At 39.5% G+C, this 25,356-nt stretch carries 28 protein-coding genes; 3 read left to right on the top strand and 25 right to left on the bottom strand.

The features are described 5' to 3' along the window. Positions 1–79: 79 nt before the first annotated feature. From rpmG to I585_RS23280, 6 genes are all read right to left on the bottom strand, one after another. Positions 80–229 carry a 50S ribosomal protein L33 gene (gene rpmG, locus I585_RS19175; RefSeq protein ID WP_010740369.1) on the bottom strand — a complete coding sequence of 50 codons (150 nt, stop codon included), beginning with the start codon at positions 227–229 and terminating at the stop codon, positions 80–82. A 124-nt stretch (positions 230–353) separates the two neighbouring features. Continuing rightward, entirely contained in the window at positions 354–827 is a 474-nt protein-coding gene (locus tag I585_RS19170) for a glutathione peroxidase (RefSeq protein WP_010740370.1), read from the bottom strand. Positions 828–998: 171 nt separating this feature from the next. Continuing rightward, a complete protein-coding gene (locus tag I585_RS19165) occupies positions 999–3,122 on the bottom strand; it encodes a penicillin-binding transpeptidase domain-containing protein (protein WP_010740371.1) in 2,124 nt (707 codons plus the stop codon). A 368-nt stretch (positions 3,123–3,490) separates the two neighbouring features. Further along, a complete protein-coding gene (gene thrS, locus I585_RS19160) occupies positions 3,491–5,428 on the bottom strand; it encodes a threonine--tRNA ligase (RefSeq protein WP_010740372.1) in 1,938 nt (645 codons plus the stop codon). Positions 5,429–5,745: 317 nt separating this feature from the next. Continuing rightward, a complete protein-coding gene (locus I585_RS19155) occupies positions 5,746–5,922 on the bottom strand; it encodes a 2-hydroxymuconate tautomerase (RefSeq protein ID WP_010740373.1) in 177 nt (58 codons plus the stop codon). 81 nt (positions 5,923–6,003) lie between these two features. Further along, the gene (locus I585_RS23280; protein ID WP_010740374.1) at positions 6,004–6,177 is read right to left on the bottom strand and encodes a KOW motif-containing protein; all 174 of its coding nucleotides are present in this window, start codon (positions 6,175–6,177) and stop codon (positions 6,004–6,006) included. A 144-nt stretch (positions 6,178–6,321) separates the two neighbouring features. Between I585_RS23280 and I585_RS19150 the strand changes: the two genes are divergently transcribed. From I585_RS19150 to helD, 3 genes are all read left to right on the top strand, one after another. After that, positions 6,322–6,732: a VOC family protein gene (locus I585_RS19150; RefSeq protein ID WP_010740375.1), complete on the top strand. Its 411-nt coding sequence runs from the start codon at positions 6,322–6,324 to the stop codon at positions 6,730–6,732. 18 nt (positions 6,733–6,750) lie between these two features. Next, entirely contained in the window at positions 6,751–7,617 is an 867-nt protein-coding gene (locus I585_RS19145; RefSeq protein ID WP_010740376.1) for a VOC family protein, read from the top strand. A 189-nt stretch (positions 7,618–7,806) separates the two neighbouring features. Next, complete coding sequence (gene helD, locus I585_RS19140; RefSeq protein ID WP_010740377.1) at positions 7,807–10,089, top strand: RNA polymerase recycling motor HelD; 2,283 nt, start codon at positions 7,807–7,809, stop codon at positions 10,087–10,089. A 140-nt stretch (positions 10,090–10,229) separates the two neighbouring features. Here the strand turns inward: helD and I585_RS19135 are convergent, their stop codons facing one another. The 19 genes from I585_RS19135 to fabF form a co-directional block, all read right to left on the bottom strand. Next, positions 10,230–10,949, bottom strand: coding sequence for a YebC/PmpR family DNA-binding transcriptional regulator (locus I585_RS19135; protein ID WP_010740378.1), 720 nt, complete (start codon positions 10,947–10,949; stop codon positions 10,230–10,232). Between the two features lie 72 nt (positions 10,950–11,021). Further along, positions 11,022–12,161, bottom strand: a complete 1,140-nt coding sequence (locus tag I585_RS19130) for a nucleotidyltransferase (RefSeq protein ID WP_010740379.1) — start codon at positions 12,159–12,161, stop codon at positions 11,022–11,024. A 48-nt stretch (positions 12,162–12,209) separates the two neighbouring features. Further along, positions 12,210–12,938 carry a class I SAM-dependent DNA methyltransferase gene (locus I585_RS19125; protein ID WP_010740380.1) on the bottom strand — a complete coding sequence of 243 codons (729 nt, stop codon included), beginning with the start codon at positions 12,936–12,938 and terminating at the stop codon, positions 12,210–12,212. Beyond that, a complete protein-coding gene (gene rsfS / locus I585_RS19120; protein WP_279626087.1) occupies positions 12,938–13,294 on the bottom strand; it encodes a ribosome silencing factor in 357 nt (118 codons plus the stop codon). The genes I585_RS19125 and rsfS overlap by 1 nt, the downstream gene beginning before the upstream one ends. 120 nt (positions 13,295–13,414) lie before the next feature. Further along, positions 13,415–14,011, bottom strand: coding sequence for a bis(5'-nucleosyl)-tetraphosphatase (symmetrical) YqeK (yqeK, locus tag I585_RS19115; RefSeq protein ID WP_010740382.1), 597 nt, complete (start codon positions 14,009–14,011; stop codon positions 13,415–13,417). Next, positions 14,001–14,597, bottom strand: a complete 597-nt coding sequence (locus tag I585_RS19110; RefSeq protein WP_232089443.1) for a nicotinate-nucleotide adenylyltransferase — start codon at positions 14,595–14,597, stop codon at positions 14,001–14,003. The genes yqeK and I585_RS19110 overlap by 11 nt, the downstream gene beginning before the upstream one ends. Positions 14,598–14,671: 74 nt before the next feature. Beyond that, positions 14,672–14,983, bottom strand: coding sequence for a ribosome assembly RNA-binding protein YhbY (gene yhbY, locus I585_RS19105; protein ID WP_010740384.1), 312 nt, complete (start codon positions 14,981–14,983; stop codon positions 14,672–14,674). Between the two features lie 35 nt (positions 14,984–15,018). Then, positions 15,019–16,128 carry a ribosome biogenesis GTPase YqeH gene (gene yqeH, locus I585_RS19100; protein WP_010740385.1) on the bottom strand — a complete coding sequence of 370 codons (1,110 nt, stop codon included), beginning with the start codon at positions 16,126–16,128 and terminating at the stop codon, positions 15,019–15,021. Beyond that, positions 16,129–16,653: a YqeG family HAD IIIA-type phosphatase gene (locus I585_RS19095; protein ID WP_010740386.1), complete on the bottom strand. Its 525-nt coding sequence runs from the start codon at positions 16,651–16,653 to the stop codon at positions 16,129–16,131. 127 nt (positions 16,654–16,780) lie between these two features. Further along, positions 16,781–17,515 carry an amino acid ABC transporter ATP-binding protein gene (locus I585_RS19090; protein WP_010740387.1) on the bottom strand — a complete coding sequence of 245 codons (735 nt, stop codon included), beginning with the start codon at positions 17,513–17,515 and terminating at the stop codon, positions 16,781–16,783. Between the two features lie 18 nt (positions 17,516–17,533). Continuing rightward, positions 17,534–18,223 carry an amino acid ABC transporter permease gene (locus I585_RS19085; protein WP_010740388.1) on the bottom strand — a complete coding sequence of 230 codons (690 nt, stop codon included), beginning with the start codon at positions 18,221–18,223 and terminating at the stop codon, positions 17,534–17,536. A gap of 12 nt (positions 18,224–18,235) precedes the next feature. Then, a complete protein-coding gene (locus I585_RS19080; RefSeq protein ID WP_010740389.1) occupies positions 18,236–19,075 on the bottom strand; it encodes a transporter substrate-binding domain-containing protein in 840 nt (279 codons plus the stop codon). 153 nt (positions 19,076–19,228) lie between these two features. Next, positions 19,229–20,035, bottom strand: a complete 807-nt coding sequence (locus tag I585_RS19075) for a transporter substrate-binding domain-containing protein (RefSeq protein ID WP_010740390.1) — start codon at positions 20,033–20,035, stop codon at positions 19,229–19,231. Positions 20,036–20,170: 135 nt separating this feature from the next. Next, entirely contained in the window at positions 20,171–20,956 is a 786-nt protein-coding gene (locus I585_RS19070; protein WP_010740391.1) for an acetyl-CoA carboxylase carboxyl transferase subunit alpha, read from the bottom strand. After that, entirely contained in the window at positions 20,956–21,822 is an 867-nt protein-coding gene (accD, locus tag I585_RS19065; protein ID WP_010740392.1) for an acetyl-CoA carboxylase, carboxyltransferase subunit beta, read from the bottom strand. The genes I585_RS19070 and accD overlap by 1 nt, the downstream gene beginning before the upstream one ends. An 11-nt stretch (positions 21,823–21,833) precedes the next feature. Further along, entirely contained in the window at positions 21,834–23,198 is a 1,365-nt protein-coding gene (locus I585_RS19060; protein ID WP_010740393.1) for an acetyl-CoA carboxylase biotin carboxylase subunit, read from the bottom strand. 6 nt (positions 23,199–23,204) lie between these two features. Further along, positions 23,205–23,627, bottom strand: a complete 423-nt coding sequence (fabZ, locus tag I585_RS19055; RefSeq protein ID WP_010740394.1) for a 3-hydroxyacyl-ACP dehydratase FabZ — start codon at positions 23,625–23,627, stop codon at positions 23,205–23,207. Between the two features lie 15 nt (positions 23,628–23,642). Beyond that, complete coding sequence (accB, locus tag I585_RS19050; RefSeq protein ID WP_010740395.1) at positions 23,643–24,119, bottom strand: acetyl-CoA carboxylase biotin carboxyl carrier protein; 477 nt, start codon at positions 24,117–24,119, stop codon at positions 23,643–23,645. Positions 24,120–24,122: 3 nt separating this feature from the next. Further along, on the bottom strand, positions 24,123–25,349 hold the full coding sequence (gene fabF, locus I585_RS19045) for a beta-ketoacyl-ACP synthase II (RefSeq protein ID WP_010740396.1): 1,227 nt from the start codon (positions 25,347–25,349) through the stop codon (positions 24,123–24,125). Between the last annotated feature and the right edge of the window lie 7 nt (positions 25,350–25,356).

Below are 25,356 nucleotides of genomic sequence, written 5' to 3'. Positions count from 1 at the left end.
GCACATTTTTTTGATTATTAATATAGAGAAGAACAAAAAAAGTCAGCAATCATTTTAGATTGCTGACTTATAAGTGCCATTATTTTACTTCTTTGTGCAAAGTAACTTTACGTTCGCGTGGACAATATTTCATTTTTTCCAAACGATCAGGGTTGTTACGTTTATTTTTGTTTGTTAGGTAGTTACGTTCTTTACAAGAAGTACACTCTAAAGTGATATTTACGCGCATGATTTTCCCTCCCTAGTTAAAATCAGTTTTCCAAGATAATTCTCAGACTTTGATATCATATCATGTTTTTATTTCCTTGACTAGTCTTTTTGCGAATTTTGTTAAGTAAATCTACTTGACGTTTTTAAAGCTGTGCTTCAATATCCGCTGCAATGTCTTCAGGTTTTGTTTGGGATGCGTAGCGTTTTATCACGTTTCCTTCGCGATCGACTAAAAATTTCGTAAAATTCCACTTGATCGCTTTGTTAAGTAAACCACCTTGCGCACTCTTCAAATAGCTGTATAGCGGATCTTCATTTTCACCGTTAACATCTATCTTACCAAAGGTTTGAAACGTTGTGTGATATTTTAACTGGCAAAATTCAGCGACCTCTGCATTCGAGCCTGGTGCTTGATTTCCAAACTGATTACATGGAAAATCAAGAATTTCAAATCCTTGGTCTTTATACTGATCATACAAATGCTGTAGACCCTCATATTGTGGTGTAAAGCCGCAACCAGTCGCTGTGTTGACGATCAAAAGAACTTTCCCCTGATAATCCGCTAAGGACTTTTCAGTTCCATCGGTTTCTTTTACTTCAAAATTGTATACTGTCATATCTTCCACTCCTTAATCATAGTAATGCTAAAAAATGAGCGCGGCTTTCATACCGCATAGTATATTCTGTACAATCCTTTTTTATCCTAGCTGCTTCTTACTTAGAGTATAAGCTGCTAAGTGGGAAACAGAACTCCTCAAAAAAAGCCAAGGAGCAATGCTCCTCAGCCTTTATTGTACGCCATACGTGTCAGCAAATGCATCTATTATGTCTTTTGCTATGGCCTTATTAGTATCATCGTGTTCTTCATCTAAGTTCGGAAGCATAACACTGATCGCCACTTGCGGTTTATCATAGGGTGCATAGGCTACAATATTGCTGTTGATCGTGTTAACATTCGGATTGCTTTCTGGTACTGTTTCAGCCGTACCAGTTTTAGCAGCCGGATTTAGTTTGGCTGAAGCCAAATCACGTGCCGTTGTGTACGCATCGCTCCCGTGAACTGCTTGATAGAACCCTTCTTTGATAATACCCATTTGATCTGCGGTAATATTGACTTGACCCAGTTTTTTACCAGTAATTTCCTGTTGGATCGTTCCTAAGCCGCCGCTATCATTATTGTTGTAGATTCCTTTGACTACATGAGGAGAAATTCTTGTTCCCCCATTCGCTACTGTTGCTGCATATTGAGCAAGCTGCATAGGTGTATAAGTATCGTATTGACCAAAGGAGAGATCCAGTAAATTCCCTCCGCCTGGTGCGTTATCCGTTCCAAATTGATCATTGATATATCCTGAAAATTCATTTGGCAGATCAATCCCGGTTTTCACACCCATCCCATACGCCGCAAAAGCATTTCGTAATTTATCATACATTTCTTTTGAAGATGCACTATCCGGCAATGACATATTCTGCTGGTATTGAACCCCTAACATACGTAAGACGATCTGCATCATGTAGGCATTTGAAGACCATTCCAGTGCTTTAACAGTATTCAATGGAATCTGATTCCCTAATACTTTATTATAGATAGAGCCTTTAAGTGCTGTTCCAGATAGTTTTATCGGTTGATCGATCAACGTATCATTTCCGCTGATGGCTCCTGTCTGATATCCCGCAGTCACCGTTCCGCCTTTGACAACAGAGCCCGGAACAAATGCACTGGTAATCGTTCCTAACGAATTTTCTTCTAGCGTTTTACTATTCGGATCATGCGTAAAACCGGTCATGGCATATACTTCACCCGTATTCGGGTTCATCGCAACGGCATAAGCACCTGGTGAATACTTGGCAACACCGCTGTCAACTAATCCCTGATAGTGTTTCCGTAAAATATCTTCAACCTTTTTCTGGAAATCCGAGTTAATAGTCAGGACGATATTTGATCCCTTCTCGCCTTTTTTAACTTCTTTTTGTTTCTCGATGTTTCCATTTTGATTTAAGGTAACTTTATATTCTCCTTTTTTACCTTGAAGCTGATCTTCATACTGTTTCTCTAAATAACTCTTACCGACACGGTCATTACGTGCGTATCCTTTTTTCAACAAGGCATCTGCTTCTTCGGCAGGTAATCCTTCTTTTTCAGTGGTGATTGTCCCCAAAATACTCTTTAATGAACCATCGAGTGCATCATTATATGAGCGATCCCAATCAATTCCTGTAGATACACCTGGTAATTCTGAGGCCCGTTCAGCAACAACAGCTAATTCTTCATCAGACACGCCCTCGTTTTTAACAAAGACCGTGCTTAGCGCTGAAGCGGCATTCATCCGTTTAAAGATTGTGGCAACCTTTAACTGATCTTCGTTAAGCTGAATTTCGCTGTCTTTGACTTTATCGACCAATTTTTGATATTCATTCGTATTGTCGAGATTTTTTTCTTTAAAGGATAACCGATCTTCGGCTTCTTTCAGATGATCCTTATCAGCTAACCAATAATCCTTTTTATCGCGATCACTCAAATTCTCATCCGCTGGTACATCAATCAATTTGTTGAGCTCATTGGCTAATTTAAGAATGTCTGAAGCTTCCATACTATTACCGCGGGTAAAGGTGATTGCGGCATTAGAAACATTTTTGACTAAAGCAGTGCCTTTTGCATCATAAATCACACCACGAGGTGCATTTTCCTTTACAGTGATCGTCGTCGAAGCCTTCATTTCCGCTTTCATCTTGTCGCCTTCAACAATTTGCAAATACCCCAATCGAGTGACTAGGATGACGAAAAGAGCAAAGATGACAAAAAACAAAAAGTTTAGCCGAAATGGAATGTGGCTTCTATTTTGATTGCGGCCGGATTCATCCGCGAGTTTCAGTTTTTCAAAGAATTTCTTTAATGGATTCGTTAATTTCATTCATCTGTTCCTTCCACTTTGACAGTTACTTGTCTTATTGTAGCCGAAAAAGTGTTTTTTCAAAAGGATTAATCGTAGTTCCTTTAACATAGTTTAAAAACTTTAAAGTCTTTTTATAGATCAAAAGCCAAAGTGTTTCACAGTTAAACAATATTTTTTTGGACCATTTGATTTTTTTGCGTAAAATATGGATTCGTATCTAACGAAAAGATTCTATTCCGTGAAACATTCTATTTTACATTTCATTGTGGAAAACTTTAGAAATTTGAAAACAAGGTATTACGCATTTTCTTTAAAAAGTTTTCCACAAATGAATTGGGCGTCTGATTGACAAAAAAATCCGGTGAGCGAACCTCACCGGATTTTTCTTAGTTACGACTTAAGTTTTCGATATCATCCTTGATAGCATCGACAAACATATTCAAATCTTGAGCTTCTTGTTCTTCGCTACCATAACGGCGAACATTGACTGAAGCACTTTCGACTTCCTTATCTCCAATTACTAATAGGTAAGGAATTTTTTGAGTTTGTGCTTGGCGGATTTTGTAACCAAGTTTTTCATTACGATCATCTACCTCAACACGGACCCCTTCACGAACCAAACGATCTTTCACTTCATACGCATAATCGCCATGATGTTCTGGTGATACTGGTAAGATCGCTACTTGCTCTGGCGCTAACCAAGTTGGAAATGCACCTTTATATTGTTCAATCAAGTAAGCAGTAAATCGTTCCATTGTTGAAACAACACTGCGGTGAACAACGACTGGGCGATGATCTTTACCATCTTCGCCGACATAAGTCAGATCAAAACGTTCTGGTAATAAGAAATCAAATTGAATAGTAGATAACGTTTCTTCTGTTCCAATGGCAGTCAATACTTGAACGTCTAATTTTGGACCATAGAAAGCAGCTTCACCATCAGCCTCAAAGTAATCAAAACCTGATTCATCCATAACTTCTTTTAGGAGACCTTGAGAAGTTTCCCACATTTCGTCGTCATCGAAGTATTTCTCAGTATTTTCTGGATCACGGTAACTTAAACGGAAACGATAATCTTCGAAACCAAAGTCCTTATAAACTTCCAAAATCAAGTCTAAAGTACGACGGAATTCTTCTTTGATTTGATCTGGACGAACAAAGATATGCGCGTCATTCATTGTCATTTCACGAACCCGTTGCAATCCTGATAAAGCACCAGATTTTTCATAACGATGATCCATTCCAAGTTCAGCTAAGCGAATTGGCAGTTCACGGTATGAATGAATATGATTTTTATAAATCATCATGTGGTGTGGGCAGTTCATCGGACGTAAAACTAATGATTCTTCGCCATCACCCATGTCCATGATTGGGAACATGTCTTCTTTATAATGATCCCAGTGTCCAGAAGTTTTATATAAGCTAGTGTCAGCTAATACTGGAGTATATACATGTTCATAGCCCATTGAAATTTCTTTATCAACAATATAACGTTCGATTACACGACGGATTGTTGCACCTTTTGGCAACCAGAAAGGAAGTCCTGAACCAACTTCTGGCGATACCATGAATAAATCTAATTCTTTACCTAATTTACGATGGTCACGTTCTTTCGCTTCTTCACGCATTTTCAAGAAATGATCTAAATCTGCTTGATTGAAGAAAGCTGTTCCGTAAACTCGCTGCATCATTTTGTTATCAGAGTTTCCACGCCAATAGGCTCCAGCTACTGATAATAATTTAACAATTTTGATTTTGCCAGTTGATGGAACGTGAGGCCCACGACATAGATCAGTGAACTCACCTTGAGTATAAGCAGTGATCACTTCATCTTCTGGAAGGTCAGAAATCAATTCGACTTTATAAGGATCGTAGCTGAAGAAATCCAATGCTTCTTGACGACTCATGACTTTGCGTTCAATCGGCAAGTTTTCTTTGATGATCTTTTTCATTTCTTTTTCGATTGCTGGAAAATCTTCTTCACTGATTTGGTTTTCACCATTATCTGTATCATAGTAGAATCCTGACTCGATCGCTGGTCCTACACCAAAATGCATATTTGGAAATAAGCGGCGGATGGCTTGTGCCATCAAGTGTGCACTTGAATGACGAACAAGCGGCAAAGCTTCTTCATCTTGTTCAGTTACAATTCTTAATTCCGCATCTTCTTCGATTGCACGATCTAAATCTTCTAGCTCGCCGTTTACCACGACAGCCAGTGCTTTTTTGGCTAATGAACTAGAGATACTTTTTGCGATTTCTAAGCCTGTAACACCATTATCAAACTCTTTTGTTGATCCATCTGGAAATGAAATTTTTACCATCCTGTAGTTCCCCCTTATTAGTTTTGATTGATAAAAAAAGTCCTAGTACCGCATACGGTACTAGGACGAATAAACGTGGTTCCACCTAATCTTTGAGCAGAATTTCTGCCCCTCACAAGCGATAACGGCGCTGTCCGCCTCCGCATTTACGCAGAAGTCTCTGAAAGTGGTCATCACTTGCGCTTGTTTGGAAAAGTCTCAGCCTTGCTTTTCCTCTCTGGTAAACAGCCTTCAAGTTCAGGTGTCTTTCTTCATCAATCAATTACAAGGCTATTATAAACACTTATTGATTTGAAATGCAAGTATAATATAATTTATTATTTCCACTTGCCGCCTTGTGCATATTTCCCTTTTTGCATCTCATTGATGATAACATGAATATTCTCTTTTGGTGCTCCAACAGTACTTGAAACTGCCTTAGTTACCTCTTCTACCATTTTTGTTAATTGCTCTTCTGTTCTTCCTTCGACTAACTCAATGTGTACGAACGGCATTGTCAATCGCTCCTTTAATTCTATATTTTTGTCGCTTCATTTTATCATAATTCACAATAAAATGAAGGTAAAACTAATCTACTATTTTTCTGACCATAAAATAATTTCATCTGGCGAAAAATAGAGTTGCTGCTGACCATTGAAGCGGACTAAATATTTTTCTCGTTTCTTATCAAAAGAAACAATTATCCCATAAATCCCTTTGAAAGGTCCCGTATGTACGGTTACGCTCTCGCCCAGTTTAAATTTCTCCATTCATTGTCCCTCCGTTCCCAAAACTTACCCTAAGCATAATTAGTTCCTCTAAATACGTCAAAGATAATCACTTCTGCGAGTCAAAATGTTATTGATAGCCCTTTCTTCATGGTAAAGTAAGAGCATCAGAACGGAGGAAAACTAATGGATATTTATTTACATTTTAGCGATCAAGCGACAGAAGCAATTGCCTTTTACGAAACTGTATTCAAGACTGAGCCTGCCCAAATTATGACCTTTGGACAGATGCCTCACGACGAAGAACATCCTGTTGACGAAAATATTAAAAATTTAGTGATGAACTCTAACCTGAAAATTAATGACACGAATGTTATGATTTCTGATAGTCCGGAAGGCATGGCACCGCCAATAGTTGTTGGGAATAATGTCGCGCTGGTTTTTAATGCGAAAACTGCAGATGAAGCTTCAAATATTTTTCAGCAATTAGCGACGAACGGAACTATACTGCTTCCACTTGAAAAGACTTTTTGGGCAGACTTATACGGTATGGTCAAAGATCAATATGGCGTAAACTGGCACATCAATCTTTATTAATGAGAGGATGAACGAATCATGGAACAGCAATTTGGCTGTTGTCTCTGGTTTAATGGTCACTTGGCCGAAGCGGCTGACTTTTATTTAGAAATTTTCGAAGATAGTAAAAAAGAAAATGAAACCTACTTTATTACGGATGAGCATGGAAAAATTGGGGATTTGCTAACAATCACTTTGGAATTGGCTGGTTGTGAATTTCTTTTACTAAATGGAGGGGACACTTTCACACCTACACCTGCGATTTCTTATGTCGTAAATTGTGAGAATGAAGAGCAACTTAACCGTGTTTGGGAGCAATTGAATGCAGGTGGTGAAACATTGATGCCGTTAACAGACTATCCGGAATTAGGAAAATTTGGTTGGACAAACGATCGTTTTGGTTTTTCTTGGCAAGTTCGCTTAGGTGAAAGCTTACAAACGATTGTTCCCTGCATCATGTTTGCAAATGAAAACTACGGCATGGCTCAAGCTGCAATGGACGAATGGATCAACGCTTTCGGAGGAAAGCAGAATTTTGTAATTAAGGGGAAAGACGATCGCTTACGTGCGGCAGGTTTCCAACTTCGCGGTCACGATCTGATCATAATGGATAGTCCAGAAAAACACGATTTTGATTTTACAATGGGAAATTCCTTCTACTTCTACCTCAAGGATCAAGCAGATATTGATCAGGTTTGGGAGGCTATCACCGCTGACGGAAAAGAGTGGCCTTGCGGCTGGATGGAGGATCGTTATGGTGTTTACTGGCAAACGGTTAATAAGGAACTGCTCCAGATGACCACCGATCCTGATACAAAAAAGGCTCAACGTGCAACTCAGGAAATGTATAAAATGAAAAAAATTGATCTTGCTCAGATTCAACGAGCCCATGATGGCCTGATATAAACTATTTATGGAACAGAGTTGACTCTGTTCCTTTTTTGACGCGTGTATGTACTACTTTATACTAGCGTCAATTCGAGCAGCCTGGTAAGTAAATTCCCCTTAAATTCAGCTTTTTGCTTCTCCCCTTCTTTGTATGCTATACTATTATGCTGTTATAAACAGTTGATGGAAAACAAAGGGGGATGCTCAATGAACGCGAGAGAATACGAACAAGAGCACGTCCAACAGACAAGCGCATTGATCCAACAGGAAATTGCTTTTTTGGACAGTCAAAAAAAAGAAACCAAATCAAAATTTGATACCGATATGCGAGAAAACGCCGGACAAAGAGTTCAAGGTGGTTCTTTCGAAGCTTTAGCGGAGACGATGGCAGATACACGACAACATGAGGCTGATTTGCTTTTACGCTATCAAACATTTGCCTCGCAGGAAAAGCGCCAAAAAGCTTTGCGGCTTATGAAAGAAAATCCTTATTTTGCGAGGATTGATTTTAAAGAAGATCAAGAAGCAGAAACGCTTTATCTAGGAATCGCATCATTACGAGACACGCATGAAGAAACGGTCGTAATTGACTGGCGGGCACCAATTGCCAATCTCTATTACGAAGGCACCTTAGGACAAACACAATATGAAGCCCATGACGCCATTATTCCTATCGAATTATTACTAAAACGTCAATTTAAGATTCGAGAAGGACAAATGCTGTCAATGGTAGATACATCCGAGGCTATCAATGATGATTTTCTATTGGAAATTTTAGACGAAGCTTCTTCAAATCATATGAAGAACATCGTAGCAACAATCCAACGTTCACAAAATGAGATCATCCGTGATACAAAAAGTAAAGTTTTAGTAGTGGAAGGAATTGCCGGCAGCGGAAAAACTTCCGCGTTGCTGCAGCGTGTTGCCTACCTGCTGTATCACAATCGGAAATGGTTAGACAACGAGCAAGTTCTGCTATTTTCTCCTAACCACATTTTTTCAGATTACATCTCAACTGTTTTACCTTCGCTAGGTGAAAGCGGGATACCCACGGAAACGTTCAAAACTTTTTTAAGTGCCCTATTGCCTTCTTATCAGATTCACACCGAAGACAGCCACGAAGAAGTCTTTCTTTCTGGACAAGACGACCGGGTATTGCGAGCAAAAAGCAGTTATGCAATCGTACAAGAATTGTATAAATATGTCGACCGAATCGCCGATTTAGGTCCGTTGTTCCGTGATCTCAAATTGAAACAGGATGTATTAATTTCGAAGAAACAAATTCGGAATTGGTATCAAGAGGCCAACCCTGAACTGCCAATGTATCAACGAATGCAGTTATTGCAAACAAAACTTTTAAAGAAATTAGGCGGATTAGAAAAGGACGAAATGAAAAAAGATTGGGTTAAAAAGGCAGCCGATGAGTTAGTCGATGCTCTGTTTATCAACAATCCTGATATGGAAGATTCAGAAAAAGCCGAACGTCGTTTGCGTCGTCAAATGGCACAAAAGGTCGTTCGTAAAAAATTACGCCCTATTCGCAGACAAATCAATCGATTTGGTTTCGTTAATTACGCTAAACAATACCTGCATTTTTTACAAAATGTACCGAATCAATTGTTGTCACACTACCAGCTAACCGATCAAAATTGGAAACTGATGCTTGAAGAATTATTGAATGATTTTAAGCGGAAGGATATCAGCCTAGAAGATGGTACTTTGATGTTTCTTTTAATGAAATCTATTCATCCGCTAGATGTTAAACAAAAAGCTCGTTTCATTTTTATCGATGAGATGCAAGACTTCTCACCAGCACAAGTAGCATTGTTGCGTCATTTATATCCCAAAGCAACCTATACGCTTTGCGGCGACTTAAACCAGAAGGTCTTCGGCAATGAGAGTATGGTTCATTCTTTGGAACAAATTTTTCCTGATCAGGCATTAACTCATTTCGAGTTGACGACCAGCTATCGTTCAACAGAAGAGATCACTAACTTTGCCAACCAATTCCTGACTCAAGAAAATCGTGTTGAGCTGACTGCCCGAGTTGGTGACCTGCCAAAAGTTTATTATACAAATGAATCGAGCCAAATGATTGAAGGGCTCATTCACCAGATCGAAGAAACTGCCGAGATGGCTAAATACTGGCGGACAGCTATTATCGCTAAAACCGTCGAAGAATGTCAGGCACTTTATGATCAATTGACACCTAGTCAAAGGGACCAAGTGCAATTATTGACAGATGAGGAAGACTTCATGAAAAAGAGTCTGATCATCATTCCAACCTATTTAGCCAAAGGATTAGAATTTGACCGTGTTTTCGCTTGGAACATTTCACCTGAAAATTATCACAGTGAACAAGACAAATTAATTCTTTATACCGTGTGCACCCGCGCGATGCATGAACTAAACCTATTAGTTATTGGTAATCGAAGTCCTTTATTGGAAACTATTCCTGAAAGTCTCTATGTTCAGACAACGTTAGATTAAAAAAAGTCGAAATCCTTAGTGGGATTTCGACTTTTTGATTAACTATTAGATATAATACTTATTTAGAAAGAAATCGGTCTTCATAGCGATAATTATCCATTAAAGATACTTCAAAAATGATTCTTTCTGACCTTACTAAATTATTCGTCTATTTCAACATTGTGATAAACTTGTTGAACATCTTCCAGTTCATCCAAAACATCAATCATTTTTTCGAACTTTTCTAAGTCTTCTCCGGTTAATTCCACTTCATTTTGCGGAATCATCTGCATTTCAGCAACAGAAAATTCTGTAATACCTTTTTCTTTCAAGGCTTCTTGAATCGCATTGAAGTCTTCGGGTTCGCCATAAACGATGATTTGACCGTCTTCATCAACTACATCTCGTACGTCAATATCTTTATCCATTAAGTATTCTAAAATGTCATCAACATCTTCGCCGGCAAAACCAAATAGTGCCGTATTATCGAACATATAAGCAACCGCACCAGAAACACCCATGTTTCCGCCGTTTTTACCAAAAGCAGCTCGAACATCTGAAGCTGTCCGGTTTACGTTATTCGTCAAAGCATCCACGATCACCATTGAACCATTTGGACCAAATCCTTCATAACGCAGCTCTTGGAAAGTTTCATCGCCAGAACCTTTAGCCTTTTCAATTGCTCGATCAATAATATGCTTTGGAACATTATACGTCTTTGCACGTTCAATAACAAAACGCAGCTTTTGGTTGGCATGCGGATCAGGATCACCTGATTTTGCTGCCGCATAAATCTCAATTCCAAATTTAGCGTATATTTTACTATTATTTGCATCTTTCGCAGTCTTCTTAGCTACGATATTCGCCCATTTACGTCCCATGTTTTCACTTCTCTTTCGTTAATTTCATACTTTCTCATTATAACGACTCGCTTGTACTTTGCAAAGTATTTTTTATATGCGAATTGGAAAACGTCCAATTGTCTGCTCTCGAGGATGAGCCAATTGATAGACCTGATCCGCACGATAGGTTAAGAAATGCTTTTCTTTCTCCTTTTGCCCGATTTTTGCGGCGACAGGTAAAGTAAACAGCTTTTTCTTTTTATTCAAGTAGGCTTGCCCCTTTTCTGTGAACCCCAGAATATGAAGCATCGAATTTGCTTGTTCAGCCTTTATTTCTGCTTCCTTTACCTGTAGTAGAACATACGTCAACAGACGTTGCAATCGCGGTTGCGTATAGCGTTTAGTACTGATAAGTTGCATGAACTCTGTAAAATTGTCGGCCTCTTTTTCCACCAAGCGGTGCTCCAGGCCTTCTTTCATTTGATAAATCCCCCGAAGACTAGTCAAAGAATTAGCCCGTAATTGATAATTCAAATACGGCCAAAATGCGGCCCAAGAAATCTGCGTATCTTTTAATTCTTTTAATGTCGTTTGGGGAACAAAAGCGGAAACATCCTCATCAGCAAAAACCGCTTGACGAACTCCAGTCGCACTGGCAAATCGATCAACAATCAGCGATTCATCATGATAACCCTGATCTTTTCTGAGTAACGGAAAAATTTCCATTGGATCTTCGTATAGGGCATTTTCTTTCGCATAACTTAACCCTAAAATATGATTGGGAGGAAAATTTTGTGCATTTGGGTACAATTGTGAAACAACTTCAGCCATTTTTTCTGGGTAACTCCAACCAATTGGCAATTCATGAAAAAGTTTATCAATCGCTTCCTTTTCCTTAACAAAAAAACTGCCATAATCAGCATAATCAAATGAGTTCTCGCTCTCAGTGCCAAAGCACAGCGCATCACATTTCAAGGCTTGTAATAGTGCGATGCTTCCTTTGGCAAAATAATCCGCAGATTGCACTGCCCAAGCAAATGGCAATTCTACGACAAGGTCCACACCATTTTCCAAAGCCGCCTTAGCTCGTGCCCACTTATCAATAATTGCTGGTTCTCCTCGTTGTAGAAAATTACCGCTCATAACTGCCACAACTACATCTGCATTGCTCAACTCACGTGCCTTTTGCGCATGATAACGGTGACCGTTATGAAATGGATTATATTCCACGACAATGCCGCAACTTCGCATTCAATCGCTCCTTTCTATCAGCATTAAAAAAACCGAGATCGCTCTCGGTTATTTCTTACAAACAAAAAACCAACGTTTACTTGTTTCATGAGGCACTTCATCAACGAAGTCTGCAAAAACCTCAACTTTGAAACCAGACTGCATCAGCAATTGTTTATAGGTTTCCAACGAATACGTTCGTTCTTTATGAAGTTCATCAAACCGCTCAAAAATTTCGCCCTCTTTTTTGACAAAAAAAGTTAAAAAGTGTTCAATACTATGTACTGATTCACCGGGATAACTATCCCAAAGAAAAGCGAAATCTTCCGTTTGATCGTGAAAACTATAGTCTGGAAAAACTTTGTCTATTTGATAAGTCGAATGAACATCAAAAATGAATGTCCCTGACTCTTCTAATAACTGGTAAACACCTTCAAAAACTTGTTGAACCTGTGCAGCATTCTGCATATAACATAGTGAGTCAGAAAAACAAGTTACGGCTTGATACGTGCCGATATCTGTAAGATCCAGCATATCTCCGGCAAGCCAATTAATCGAGACCTCTTCTTCAAACGCACGATCATTAGCTAACGTCAGCATTTCTTCCGATAAATCTAACCCTGTTACCTCAAAACCTGCTTTAGCAAACTCTACAGCCAATGCTCCAGTCCCACAAGCTAGTTCCAAAATTTGATTTGTCTTCTTTGGCAGATGATTTAATGTAAAATCCATCCACTGCTGATATAAAGTATCATCCATTACTTCGTCGTAGACAAAGGCAAATGTTTCATAAGCCATTAGTCTATCCAAGCCTCAATGTTCTCAAGTGGTGCATCCGACCATAATTTTTCTAAATTATAAAATTCGCGTTCAGAAGTACTAAAAACATGAACGATCAAATCGCCTAAGTCGATCAAGACCCATTTTCCGCCGTCTTTACCTTCCACACGTTTAACTTTGACTTGCGCTTCTTCTTCTTTATCCATGATCTCGTCAACAATCGCATTGATTTGACGATCAGAATTTGCTGAACAAATCATGAAATAATCCGCCAATAATGAGACTTGCGAAACATTCAATGCCACGATATCAACCGCTCTTTTCGAATCGGCTGCCTTGACGGCTATTTCTAACATTTTTTTACTATCTATGATAATTCTCCTCCTTATTCATATGAACGTATAACATTTTTCTAAAAATCTTTTGATGTCTAGATTATAGCTTAAAAAGATTGATTCAATCAAAAACTTCAACAAATAGAGACAGTGCTTTTTTTACTTCATGCCAGCAACCCAACGATTATACGTCTCAATCGTTTTTGGATAAACTGGTTTTTCAGCCTCAATCAAATGGGTCAACGTATGCTTCGTTTCAAAAGCAACAGCCTGATTTAAATCGCTAAAAGCAATTACACGCGCATCTTCAACACCAGGGAAATCTCTGCCCGGTTCAATATAATCTGCTACGTAAATGATTTTATCCAACAACGACATCTCAGCCGCACCTGTGGTATGCAATCGAATAGCATTTAAAATTGCTTCATCGGTGATACCCAGCTCGCGAGCAACAAAATCAGCTCCGACTAATCCGTGCCAAATGGCATTGCCAAATTTTATCAGCTCTTTTTTATCTTCGTAGTCACCTTGCTCAATCGCCAATTGAAATTCTTCATCAGAACGTTCCTTTGCATAATCATGGGTCAAGGCAGCAATACTTGCTTTTTCAGGTGACTCACCAAAACGCTCAGCCAAGGCAACCGCTGTTTCTTCAACACCGAGCACATGCGTGAAACGCCGCTCACTCATTCGCATTTGAACAGCTTGCATCAACGCTTCGCGATTCATCGCTGAATAATTGTCACTATAATTCATTAAGATACAATCCTTCTTCCGTGATATACTCTCGCACCCGATCTGGTACAAGATAGCGAATTGAACAACCTTGTTTGACTTGTTGCCGAATGTAAGAAGACGATAACTGAATTTCAGGGACGTCTACCCAAATAATCGGATAAGAGCTTTCTGTAGCATAACCTGCGCGTTTTACTCCAACAAAGTTAACGAGACGAACTAGCTCATCAATTCTATGCCATTTGGGTAGATAGGCCACCTCATCGCCACCAATAATAAAGTAATATTCCGTATCAGGATTTTCTGCAGTCATTTCCAACATTGTATCGACTGTAAAACTTTTTCCTTTACGAGTGAGCTCTCTTGTATCGACTGACAAAAAAGAATTGTCCTCAATCGCCCGCTGAACCATCGCCAATCGGTGTTTACTGTCAATGGTTTTTTTCTCATCTACATGAGGTGGTAAATAACTCGGCAACAGATGCACTTCATCAAATCCCATTTTTTGGCCGACCTGTTCCGCAATCATTAAGTGTGCGTGGTGAATCGGATTAAAATTCCCACCTAACAGTCCAACCTGCTTTTTAGGCATCGTAGTATCTGTCATCGGTTTGACTTTCGGAATTGTTAAGACATCTTGGTACAAAAGTTATTCCTCCTCATTTTTTGATTGAAAGAAGCTTATATGCTTTGAACTTCTTTCGATATTTTTTGATACTTTTCTTTGCTGGAAGCCTTGTATAAAACCAAAACCCGGCCAATGATTTGAACGATCTCACAATTGACCTTCGCCTCTAACACATGAGCGACATCTTCAGCAATCTCATCAGTATTTTGCAATAAATTTACTTTGATTAATTCTCTTTTTTCCAATGCTTCAGCAATCTGAATGATTACCGCATCATTGATCCCATTCTTCCCGATTTGGAAAATCGGTTGTAAATGATGCGCCTGACTGCGCAAGAAACGTTTTTGCTTTCCTCTTAATTCCATTAATGCTCCCCTTATTCTTATATGGATCTCTCTTTTTAGATTAGTGCTTTACGAGTCAAAACATCGACCCCTTTTGGTGCCCAACCGGCAACAACAGCCGGTTTTGTCACAGTAACCCAGCCCAACCCAGCGAAAACAATATCCGTTTTTTCTTTGATTGAAAACTCAAAGCGTGCCAAGTCTGGGAAATCTGCCACTTCATCTGGTCGCGGCGGTTGTAGCAAACCACCCACATGTTTTTGATAAAACTCATCGGCCTTCTCAAGCTTTGTACGATGAGGATCAATATCATTCGAAACATAAGTCACAAATGGCGCCCGATCCCCTTGAATAAAATCAAAACGAGCCAGTCCGCCCAAAAACAATGTTTGTCCAGCATTCAGCTGATAAGTCTTGGGTTTGATCTCTTTATGCGGTGCAATGATTTTTAAATCTTTCTTTCCAAGGTAATGAGCCATTTGATGGCGATGAATAATTCCTGGTGTATCAAAAAGAAACTGACCATCATCCAACGGAATTTCGATTTTATCTAAGGTCGTACCTGGAAACTGTGAAGTTGTGATTAAATCCTGCACACCAGCAGTTTGTTTGATAATTTGATTAATCAGTGTTGACTTACCGACATTAGTTACACCAACGACAAAAACATCGCGGCCTTTGCGGTATTCTTCGATTTTTTCTAATAGTTCAGCCATTTCGTTCGACTTTCTCGCACTAGTCAATAAAATATCGACTGGACGTAAGCCTTCTTCATGGGCACGTTCTCGCATCCATTGGGTTAGTTTGCCTCTTTTTAGTGATTTTGGCAATAGATCAACTTTGTTACCCACTAATAGAACTGGATTGTCGCCAACAAAACGATGCAGCCCAGGGATCAAAGAACCATTAAAGTCGAAAATATCGACCACATTCACAATTAGAGCATCAGCTTTTCCTAACTCATTCAATAAGCGTAAGAAATCATCGTCTGTTAATGAAACATCTTGAATCTCATTATAGTGACGTAGGCGGAAGCAGCGTTGACAATAAACTTCGCCATTTGCTAAGCCCTTTTCTAAAGCTGATTGCGGAGTATAACCCAATTCATTTGGATGTTCGGTTTGAATCTTTGCGCCACAACCAATACAAAATAATTCTTCTTCCATTTATAATTCACTCTTCCATTTCATCTCAGGATCTTTTTGCAACAAAATATGCATGACACGACGTTCAAAGAAACGATTGATCCGCGTATTCCAACCATCGGTATCAAGGATTGGACGCACAAGAATACTTCTAATACCAGCCGCACTTGCGCCGCGAATATCAGTCATTACTTGGTCGCCAATCATGACGATTTCATCTTTTGAAACACCTAATTGCTGCTGCGCGTTTTTGATTCCTACTGAGAAAGGTTTCATCGCCCGCGAGACAAAGTCTAATTGAAAACTCTCTAGCGCTTTAGCTACTCGACTGGCCTTATTATTTGAAACGACGACTACAGGGATTCCTGCCTTATCCATCATTTTTAACCAATCTATCAGCTCTTTCGTGCCATTTGGATTGTTCCAAGCGATTAAAGTATTATCTAAATCCGTAAGGACCGCTTTGAATCCATGAGCCTTCAATTGTTCCGGGGTTATTTGATAAATGGCTTCGACCATCCACGTTGGTTTGAATTTATCTAGCATGGCAACTCCTATAACTTTTTTTATACTTCTACAAAACCTGATTATAACGCAATTTTTCTGAAAACTCTACATTTGACTACAAAGGTTTAAAAAAAGACTAGGCTTTCTCTGCCTAGTCTCATTACTTTTATAATACTTTTGATAAAAAATCAATGGTTCGAGAATTTTGTGTATGGTCGAATACCTCTTCAGGTGTTCCTTCTTCAACGATTACTCCACCATCCATGAAAATTACACGATCTCCAACCTCTTTTGCAAATCCCATCTCGTGCGTCACAATCATCATGGTCATACCCTCTTTAGCTAGTTGCTGCATAACTTGCAGCACGTCTCCGACCATTTCAGGATCAAGTGCTGATGTTGGTTCATCAAACAGCATAACATCAGGCTGCATCGCTAATGCACGAGCTATCGCGATACGTTGCTGTTGTCCTCCTGATAAAGAATGTGGATATGCATCGGCTTTTTCAGATAAACCCACTTTTTCTAATAGCTCTTTTGCAATTTTTTCCGCTTCAGGTTTTGACATCCCTTTTACCTTAATTGGCGATAAAGTGATGTTATCCAAAACGGTCATATTAGGGAATAAATTAAATTGTTGAAAAACCATTCCCATTTTTTCTCTTGTTTTAAAAATGTCGTTCTTTTTATCTGTAATATCTGTACCTTCAAACTTGATTATGCCGGAGGTCGGTACCTCTAAAAGATTCACACAGCGTAAAAAGGTACTTTTTCCTGAGCCCGAAGGTCCAATAATTACAACTACTTCCCCAGGAGTAATTTCAGCAGATATATCCTTCAGGACTTCGTTATCACCAAATTTTTTATTTAAGTGTTCAATTTGAATCAATGCTTCTGTCATTATTTCCCACCTCTATTCTTATCTTTGATAGCCTTTTCCGAGTTTTTTCTCCCATAAGTTAAGCAGACGCGAGGTGACGAAGGTCATCACAAAATAAAGCGCTGCTGCCACAAAATAGGGCTCCAAAGGAATATAAGAATTTGAAATAACGATTTGGGCAGACCCCATCAATTCATTGATCCCGATCGCAGTCAATAATGATGAGTCTTTGATCAGTGTGATAAATTCATTCCCTAATGGCGGTAAAATATTTCTTAATGCTTGAGGCAAAATGACATATCGCATCGTTTGCGCCGGACGCAAACCTAGCGAATGCGCTGCTTCTGTTTGACCGTAGTTCACTGCCGTAATACCGCCACGAATAATTTCGGCAACATAGGCGCCTGAGTTCAATGATAAAACAATCATCCCTGGAATCAAACGTCCAAGATCGACGGTTAACACCCCAACCTCCAAATCTTTAGAAGGAAAGAAGCCTTGTAAAACTAAGAAACCAATCATAATTTGTAACAACATCGGAGTACCGCGAAGTACTTCGATGTAAATATTAGCCAACCAATTTAACGGTTTGTGTTTAGAAAGTTTTAAAAGAGCCATTACTAACCCGATTAACGTTCCTAACACGACTGTAACGAGTGAAATAATTACCGTGATACCAGCACCTGAGGCAAAGTAAGATAAGTATTTATCTAAAAATGAAAAGTTCAATGCTCTGACCCTCTATTCTGCTGATTTTTCTGCTAACTCATGATTTTGTTTGACGTATTCATCAATCTTGCCTTCATCGTTTAATTTCTTGATGATTTTGTTCAATTCTGTTTGTAGTTTGTCACTGCCCTTTGGCAAAGCGATTGCGAAAGCTTCATCCTTTGATGGTTTCAAATCAATGTTTGCAATCATCAGGTCAGGATTTTGTTGGACATATGATTCAGCAATTGTCTTTTCAACAACCATTGCATCTAATGATCCGCTATTTACTTCGACTACCATGTTTGGTACTTTTTCGATAGAAACAAGTTTGGCATCTTTGATTTGTGACTTAACAATGTCTTCTTGAATCGAACCTTTTTGGGCTCCGACTTGTTTGTCTTTTAAAGCTGCTAGATCCGTCAGCTTATCTTGATTCTTTTTATTGATAATCAATACTTGTGGCGGATTGTAATAATTGTCTGTAAAGTTGAATTGTTCTTTACGTTCCTTAGTTGCTGAAATCGCCGAAATCGCGATATCTGATTTGCCTTCTTTTAATGATGCTAAAACTGTATTGAAGCTCATATCAGATACTTCTGCTTTAACACCCAATTCTTTTGCAACCTCATTCACTAAATCAATATCGGCTCCGACTATTTTGTCTTTGCCGTCCACCATTGTATGGAATTCAAACGGCGCATAGTCAGCTGACGTTGCAACCTTTAAAACGCCCGCTTTTTTGATTGCTGCTAACTGATCTTCTGATTTTGCATTTGATGATGAATCGGCGGTTTTATCGTTACCTCCGCCACATGCTGCTAAAGTAAATAATGCTACTAATGTCATAACTAAGCCGGTAATCTTTTTCATCCTGTTTCCTCCTAAATGTTGAATCTTTTTTTCAATGAATTTATTATAGCATGAAATTTTCATAAAACAAGCAAACTGATGTATAAATATTAAATATTTTTTGAATATAGGTTTGTATAATGCATATATTCAGTCTTGCTATGAATAAATATCTTATTCTCCACCTTGCTGTGCCAGTTCATTGTTTTCCTTGACCATTTTTTCAATGTCTCCTGCTTCTTTCATTTCCTTGATCTGCTTATCTAGTTCCTTGACTAACTTTTCATTTCCTTTTGGAACTGCGATACATAATGAATCTTCCTTCATACTTTTTAATGGAATGTTAGCAATCATCAGCTCCGGATTTTTATTTACATAGGCATCTGCTACTGTTTTCTCAACGACTAACCCGTCTAACGATCCATTTTTTACTTCTACAAAAATATTCGGTAATTTTTCAATCGATACTAATTTCGCATCCTTCATTTGTTCCTTTACAATGTTTTCTTGAATCGTCCCTTTTTGTGCGCCAACCTGTTTATCGGCAAAAGTATCAATCGCAGTAAATTTGTCCGCTTGCTGTTTATTGATAACAATTACCTGTGGCGATGTATAGTAATCCGTAGTAAAATCAAAACTCTTCTCCCGCTCACTCGTAACAGAAATGGCAGAAACTGCAACATCTGCTTTGCCTTCTTTTGCTGCTGCCAATACTGCATTAAAACTCATATCTATCCAGTCGACCTTCACACCCATTTTCTTCGCAATGGCTTCCATCATTTCAATATCGGCCCCAACAACCTTATCTTTTCCATCAATCGTTGTATGAAATCCAAATGGGGCGTAATCCGGCGAAGTTGCCACTTTGATGACCCCATCCTTTTTAATCGTGTCTAATTTATCTGTTTCCTCTTTACTTCCACATGCGGCTAATACCAATAAAGTTAGAGCCGCCAAAACAACCTTCAATCCTTTTTTCATACATAACCCTCCAAAAACGTTTTTATCAGTATAGCATATTATTTCATTAAAACGATTGCTCTGTGTATATTTATTTATTTTTTTGATTACGAACGTATAAAAAAACGACAGCCTCGGCTGTCGTTTTTCATCGAATTAAAACTTACGAAAACGTTGATACCTTTTTTCGATTAGTTCTTCCGTTGAGTATTTTGATAATTCGGTGATTTTCTCAATCAAAGATTTTTTCATCATACGAATGATTTTATCTTCACTGAGCTTGTTGCCTTTTAAGGTTTCGGGAATCACGCGATCGATTACATCAAGTTCTAATAACTCAGCTGCGGTAATTTTCATTAACTCCGCCGCTTCATCGGCCCGTTTGCCATCTTTCCAAAGAATTGAGGCAAAACCCTCTGGTGATAGAATCGCATAAATACTGTATTCCATCATCCAAACTTCATCAGCCAAAGCCAACGCTAACGCTCCGCCGCTGCCGCCTTCACCAGTAACAATAGAAATGATCGGAACTTTCAGATCAGACATCTCTAAAAGGTTGCGGGCAATCGCCTCGCCTTCCCCACGCTCTTCCGCTTCAACACCACAAAAAGCGCCTGGCGTATTCACGAAACAAATTATCGGACGTTTAAACTTTTCTGCTTGCTTCATAAGTCGCAATGCTTTTCGATAGCCTTCAGGATTTGGTTGTCCAAAATTACGATCCATGTTTTCCTTAAGGTTTGCGCCCTTCTGTATCCCAATAACAGTGACTGGTTTGCCGGCTAATTCTGCGATACCACCTACGATTGCAGGATCATCACCAAATAGACGATCTCCATGAAATTCTTGGAATTCAGTAAAAATCTTTTCGAAATAATCCAGACTGGTCAACCGATCCTGATGTCTAGCTAGTTTTACGATTTCTCCAGCAGTTAGACTCATTATTCACACCAGCCTTTCTGTTGATGAAAAGCCAACAATTTTGTCAAACGATCACGCAAAGCCATTCTTGGAACAATTTGATCAATAAATCCATGTTGTAAAAGGAATTCCGCTTTTTGAAAATCATCTGGTAATTGTTGACGAATGGTTTGCTCGATCACTCTTCGACCAGCAAAACCAACTAGGGTTTGCGGCTCAGCTAAAATGATATCACCTTCCATCGCAAAGCTGGCAGTTACACCGCCAGTTGTAGGATCCGTTAAAACAGTGATATAAAGCAAACCGGCATTACTATGACGTTTGACCGCCGCTGAAATTTTTGCCATCTGCATCAGTGAGAAAATTCCCTCCTGCATCCGAGCACCGCCTGAGGCCGTAAATAGAACAACTGGTAATTTATCAGCCGTAGCCTTTTCAAAAAGTCGAGTGATTTTTTCTCCAACGACCGTACCCATACTTCCCATAATGAAATTGGCATCCATTACGCCAATGGCAAAAGCTTGATCATTAATCGTTGCCCTTCCTGTTAGTACAGCTTCATCTAAACCGGTCTTTTCTTTGTTAGTATCGATTTTTGCCAAATAGTCAGGAAAATCGATTGGATTTTTCTGTTCTAATTGGTTATCCCAATCTGTAAAACTTTTTTCATCGATTGTTAACGCTAATCGTTCCCACGCACTAATACGGAAACTATAACCACAATGAGGACAAACCTTTTCGGCTCCGATTTCTTTTTTGTACAACGTCCGTTTGCAATTTGGGCATTTCGCCCACATATCATCAGGTACAGTTGGCTTCTTTGTCGGTAAACTATCGCGGTTAGGATTGATGCGAATGTAGTTTTTTTTCTTATTAAAAAGTCCCACCTAAATTCCTCCTACTCGCTCTGCTGCCACTCAGGTAAAAATGTTGTTTGTAAGAAACTTGTATCGTAATCTCCAAATAAAACGCTTGGATGACTAATCAAATCCATCTGGAACTCAACGTTTGTAATAACGCCATCAGAGACGAACTCACCTAACGCTCGCTGCATCTTCATCAAGGCATCAAAACGGTCTTCGCCATGAACAATAATCTTTGCAATCATTGAATCATAATACGGCGGGATTGTCACGCCGCTATACATAGCACTGTCAACTCGTAAGCCTAAACCGCCGCTAGGTAATAGCAGCGTCTTGATTTTACCTGGTGAAGGCGCAAAACTAAAGGCGGGATTTTCGGCATTAATTCGGCACTCAATCGAATGCCCTTTAAATTTAACGTCAGATTGCTTCAGGCCTAAAGGTTCACCCTCGGCAATTTTGATTTGTTTTTTAACAATATCGATGCCTGTAACCATCTCAGTGATTGGATGCTCCACTTGAATACGGGTATTCATTTCCATAAAATAGAAACTTCCATCCTCGTCACGTAAAAATTCAATCGTTCCGGCACTTTCATAATTCACAGCTTTTCCGGCTTTAACGGCAATATCGCCCAACATTTTACGGGTTTCTTCACCGATCACGACAGAAGGTGCTTCTTCTAAAACCTTTTGATTGTTCCGTTGCAGCGAACAATCACGTTCACCTAAATGAATCACATTACCATGCTGATCTCCAAGAATCTGAACTTCGATGTGGCGCGCTGGATAAATAATTTTTTCCATATACATCGCGTCATCACCAAAAGCAGCCTTAGCTTCTGATTTTGCAGATAGGAAATGCTTTTCAAGTTCACTCTTAGCGGGAACTTTACGAATTCCTTTTCCACCACCGCCAGCTGCCGCTTTCAACATTACTGGATAACCGATTTTATCAGCTAAAGCTTCTGCTTCTTCCAGTGTATCAATAGCGCCGTCACTCCCTGGAATTACGGGAACACCAGCTTCCTGCATTAATTGACGCGCGTGAATTTTATTTCCCATCGCATCGATAGTCTTTTCGCTGGGACCGATAAACTTAATATTGCATTCAGCACACATTGTCGCAAATAAGCTATTTTCTGATAAGAAGCCAAAGCCAGGGTGAATGGCTTCGGCGTTGGTCACAATTGCAGCGCTTAGAATTTCTTGCATATTCAAATAAGATTCGCTCGATCGAGCCGGCCCGATACAGATGGCTTCATCAGCCATCTCTGTATGCAAGGCTTCTTTATCAGCTTCAGAATAGACCGCGACTGTTTGAATCCCTAATTCACGACAAGCACGAATGATCCGTACGGCGATTTCGCCACGGTTAGCGATCAAAATTTTCGAAAACATAGACATCTATCCAATCATAAAAGTTAGTTCTGCTTCAGCGACTTTTTTACCATCAACATAAGCGATGCCTTTTCCGCAACCCGCTGAAGAACGAACTTTTGTTAATTCTACTTCTAAAACTAAAGTATCACCTGGTACAACTTTCTTACGGAATTTTGCCTTGTCGATACCGCCAAAATAAGCCGTTTTCCCTTTAAATTCTTCCATTGATAATAAGGCAACTGCACCTGCTTGAGCCATGGCTTCAACGATTAATACGCCAGGCATAACCGGTTCGTGAGGAAAATGTCCTTGGAAAAATGGTTCGTTAACAGAAACATTTTTCTTGGCTTTAATACTTTTTCCTGGTTCTAGTTCTTCCACGCGATCAATCAATAGCATTGGATAGCGATGCGGGATAATTTCTTTGATCTCTTCAATCGTTAACATTTATAAATCCTCCTATTAGCCGATACGGAACAATGGCTGTCCGTATTCCACAACATCTTCGTTTTCCACCAAGATTTCGGTGATTGTTCCGTCAAATTCACTGGTGATTTCGTTTAATAGCTTCATTGCTTCTATGATACATACAGTCTCGCCTTGCTTCACAGAATCACCTACAGATTTGTAGGCCGCTTGTTCTGGGGTTGGCTGTAAATATACAATACCCACAATTGGCGAAGTGATCACTTGACCCTCAGTGCTACTTGAGACAATTGGAGCTGCTTCTGTTTCCGAAGTCGCTGTTTGAGCCGCGGATGTTGTCGGTGCAACTGGTGCAGATTCTATTGCTTGTTCCGCTTGTACAGGTGCTGCTGTTTGACGGCTCGTCTGATTTTTATTCATATATAATTCGAAACTGCCTTCTCGTAAATCAAATTCGGTTAAGTTCGAATCATTAAATTGATGCAGCAGTTCTTTGACTTCGTTGATTTCCATTGGTTAATCCTCCCAGCGTTTTAAGCAGATCACAGCGTTGTGTCCACCAAAGCCTAGAGAATTACTTACCGCATAATTCACTGTCGTTTCTTTTGCTTCATTCACTACAACATTTGCTTTGATTTCTGGATCGACTTCTTTAATATTTGCGGTTGGCGGAATAAATTGATGTTGCAAAGCCATTAATGATGCAACGGCTTCTACACCACCAGCCCCACCTAATAAATGTCCGGTTAAGGATTTCGTACTGCTGACATACGCATTCTCGGTCAATGCAGACTCGATTGCTTTACTTTCGGCCTTGTCATTCGCTTGAGTACTTGTTCCGTGAGCATTCACATAATTCACGTCAGCTGGTTCAATTCCAGCTTCTTTGATTGCTTCTTTAATTGCTCTCGCAGCGCCTTCGCCATCTGGTGATGGTGCCGTCATATGGTAAGCATCACAAGTCGCACCATAGCCAACAACTTCACCAAGAATATTCGCACCACGTTTTTGGGCATGTTCCAATGATTCCAAGACCAAGACTCCTGCACCCTCACCCATGACAAAACCATTGCGGTCCGTGTCAAATGGAATCGAAGCACGAGCTGGATCTTCTGAAGTACTTAAGGCTGTTAGTGCAGCGAAGCCAGAGATTCCGATCTTGTTGATACATGATTCTGCACCGCCTGCAATGATAACATCAGAATAACCATGTTTGATATTGCGGAAAGCTTCACCGATTGAATGGGTTCCGCTGGCACATGCGGTTACGGTACTCGTACAAATACCCTTTGCGCCAATGCGCAAGGCAACGTTTCCTGCTGCCATGTTTACGATTGCTAATGGGACGAACATTGGAGATACTCGAGCAGGACCCTTTGCGTCCATTTTTAGAACTTGATCTTGAATTGTTCCTAAGCCGCCAACACCTGATCCGATCATTACACCGAAACGTTCCATATCTTCTTCTTCAGTATTGATACCGCTCATTTTTAGTGCTTCAAATGCAGAATAAATCGCGTACAGAGAATACGTCTCCATTCGTTTTGTATCTTTTTTGACAAAATATTTTTCCAAAGGGAAATCTTTGACTTCTGCAGCAATAGTAATACCTGTTTCGCTAGCATCAAATCGAGTGATTGGGCCAAATCCATGATTTCCTTCTTTTAAATTCTTTAAAAATGTTTCTTTATCATTACCAATTGGTGAGGCAACACCAAAGCCTGTAATTACGACACGATTCATTTTATTC

It is taken from the genome of Enterococcus malodoratus ATCC 43197, assembly GCF_000407185.1.
Lineage (GTDB): Bacteria > Bacillota > Bacilli > Lactobacillales > Enterococcaceae > Enterococcus_A > Enterococcus_A malodoratus.
The sequence above is the reverse complement of the archived record's forward strand: the minus strand, read 5'-3'. Positions and strand labels throughout refer to the sequence as shown.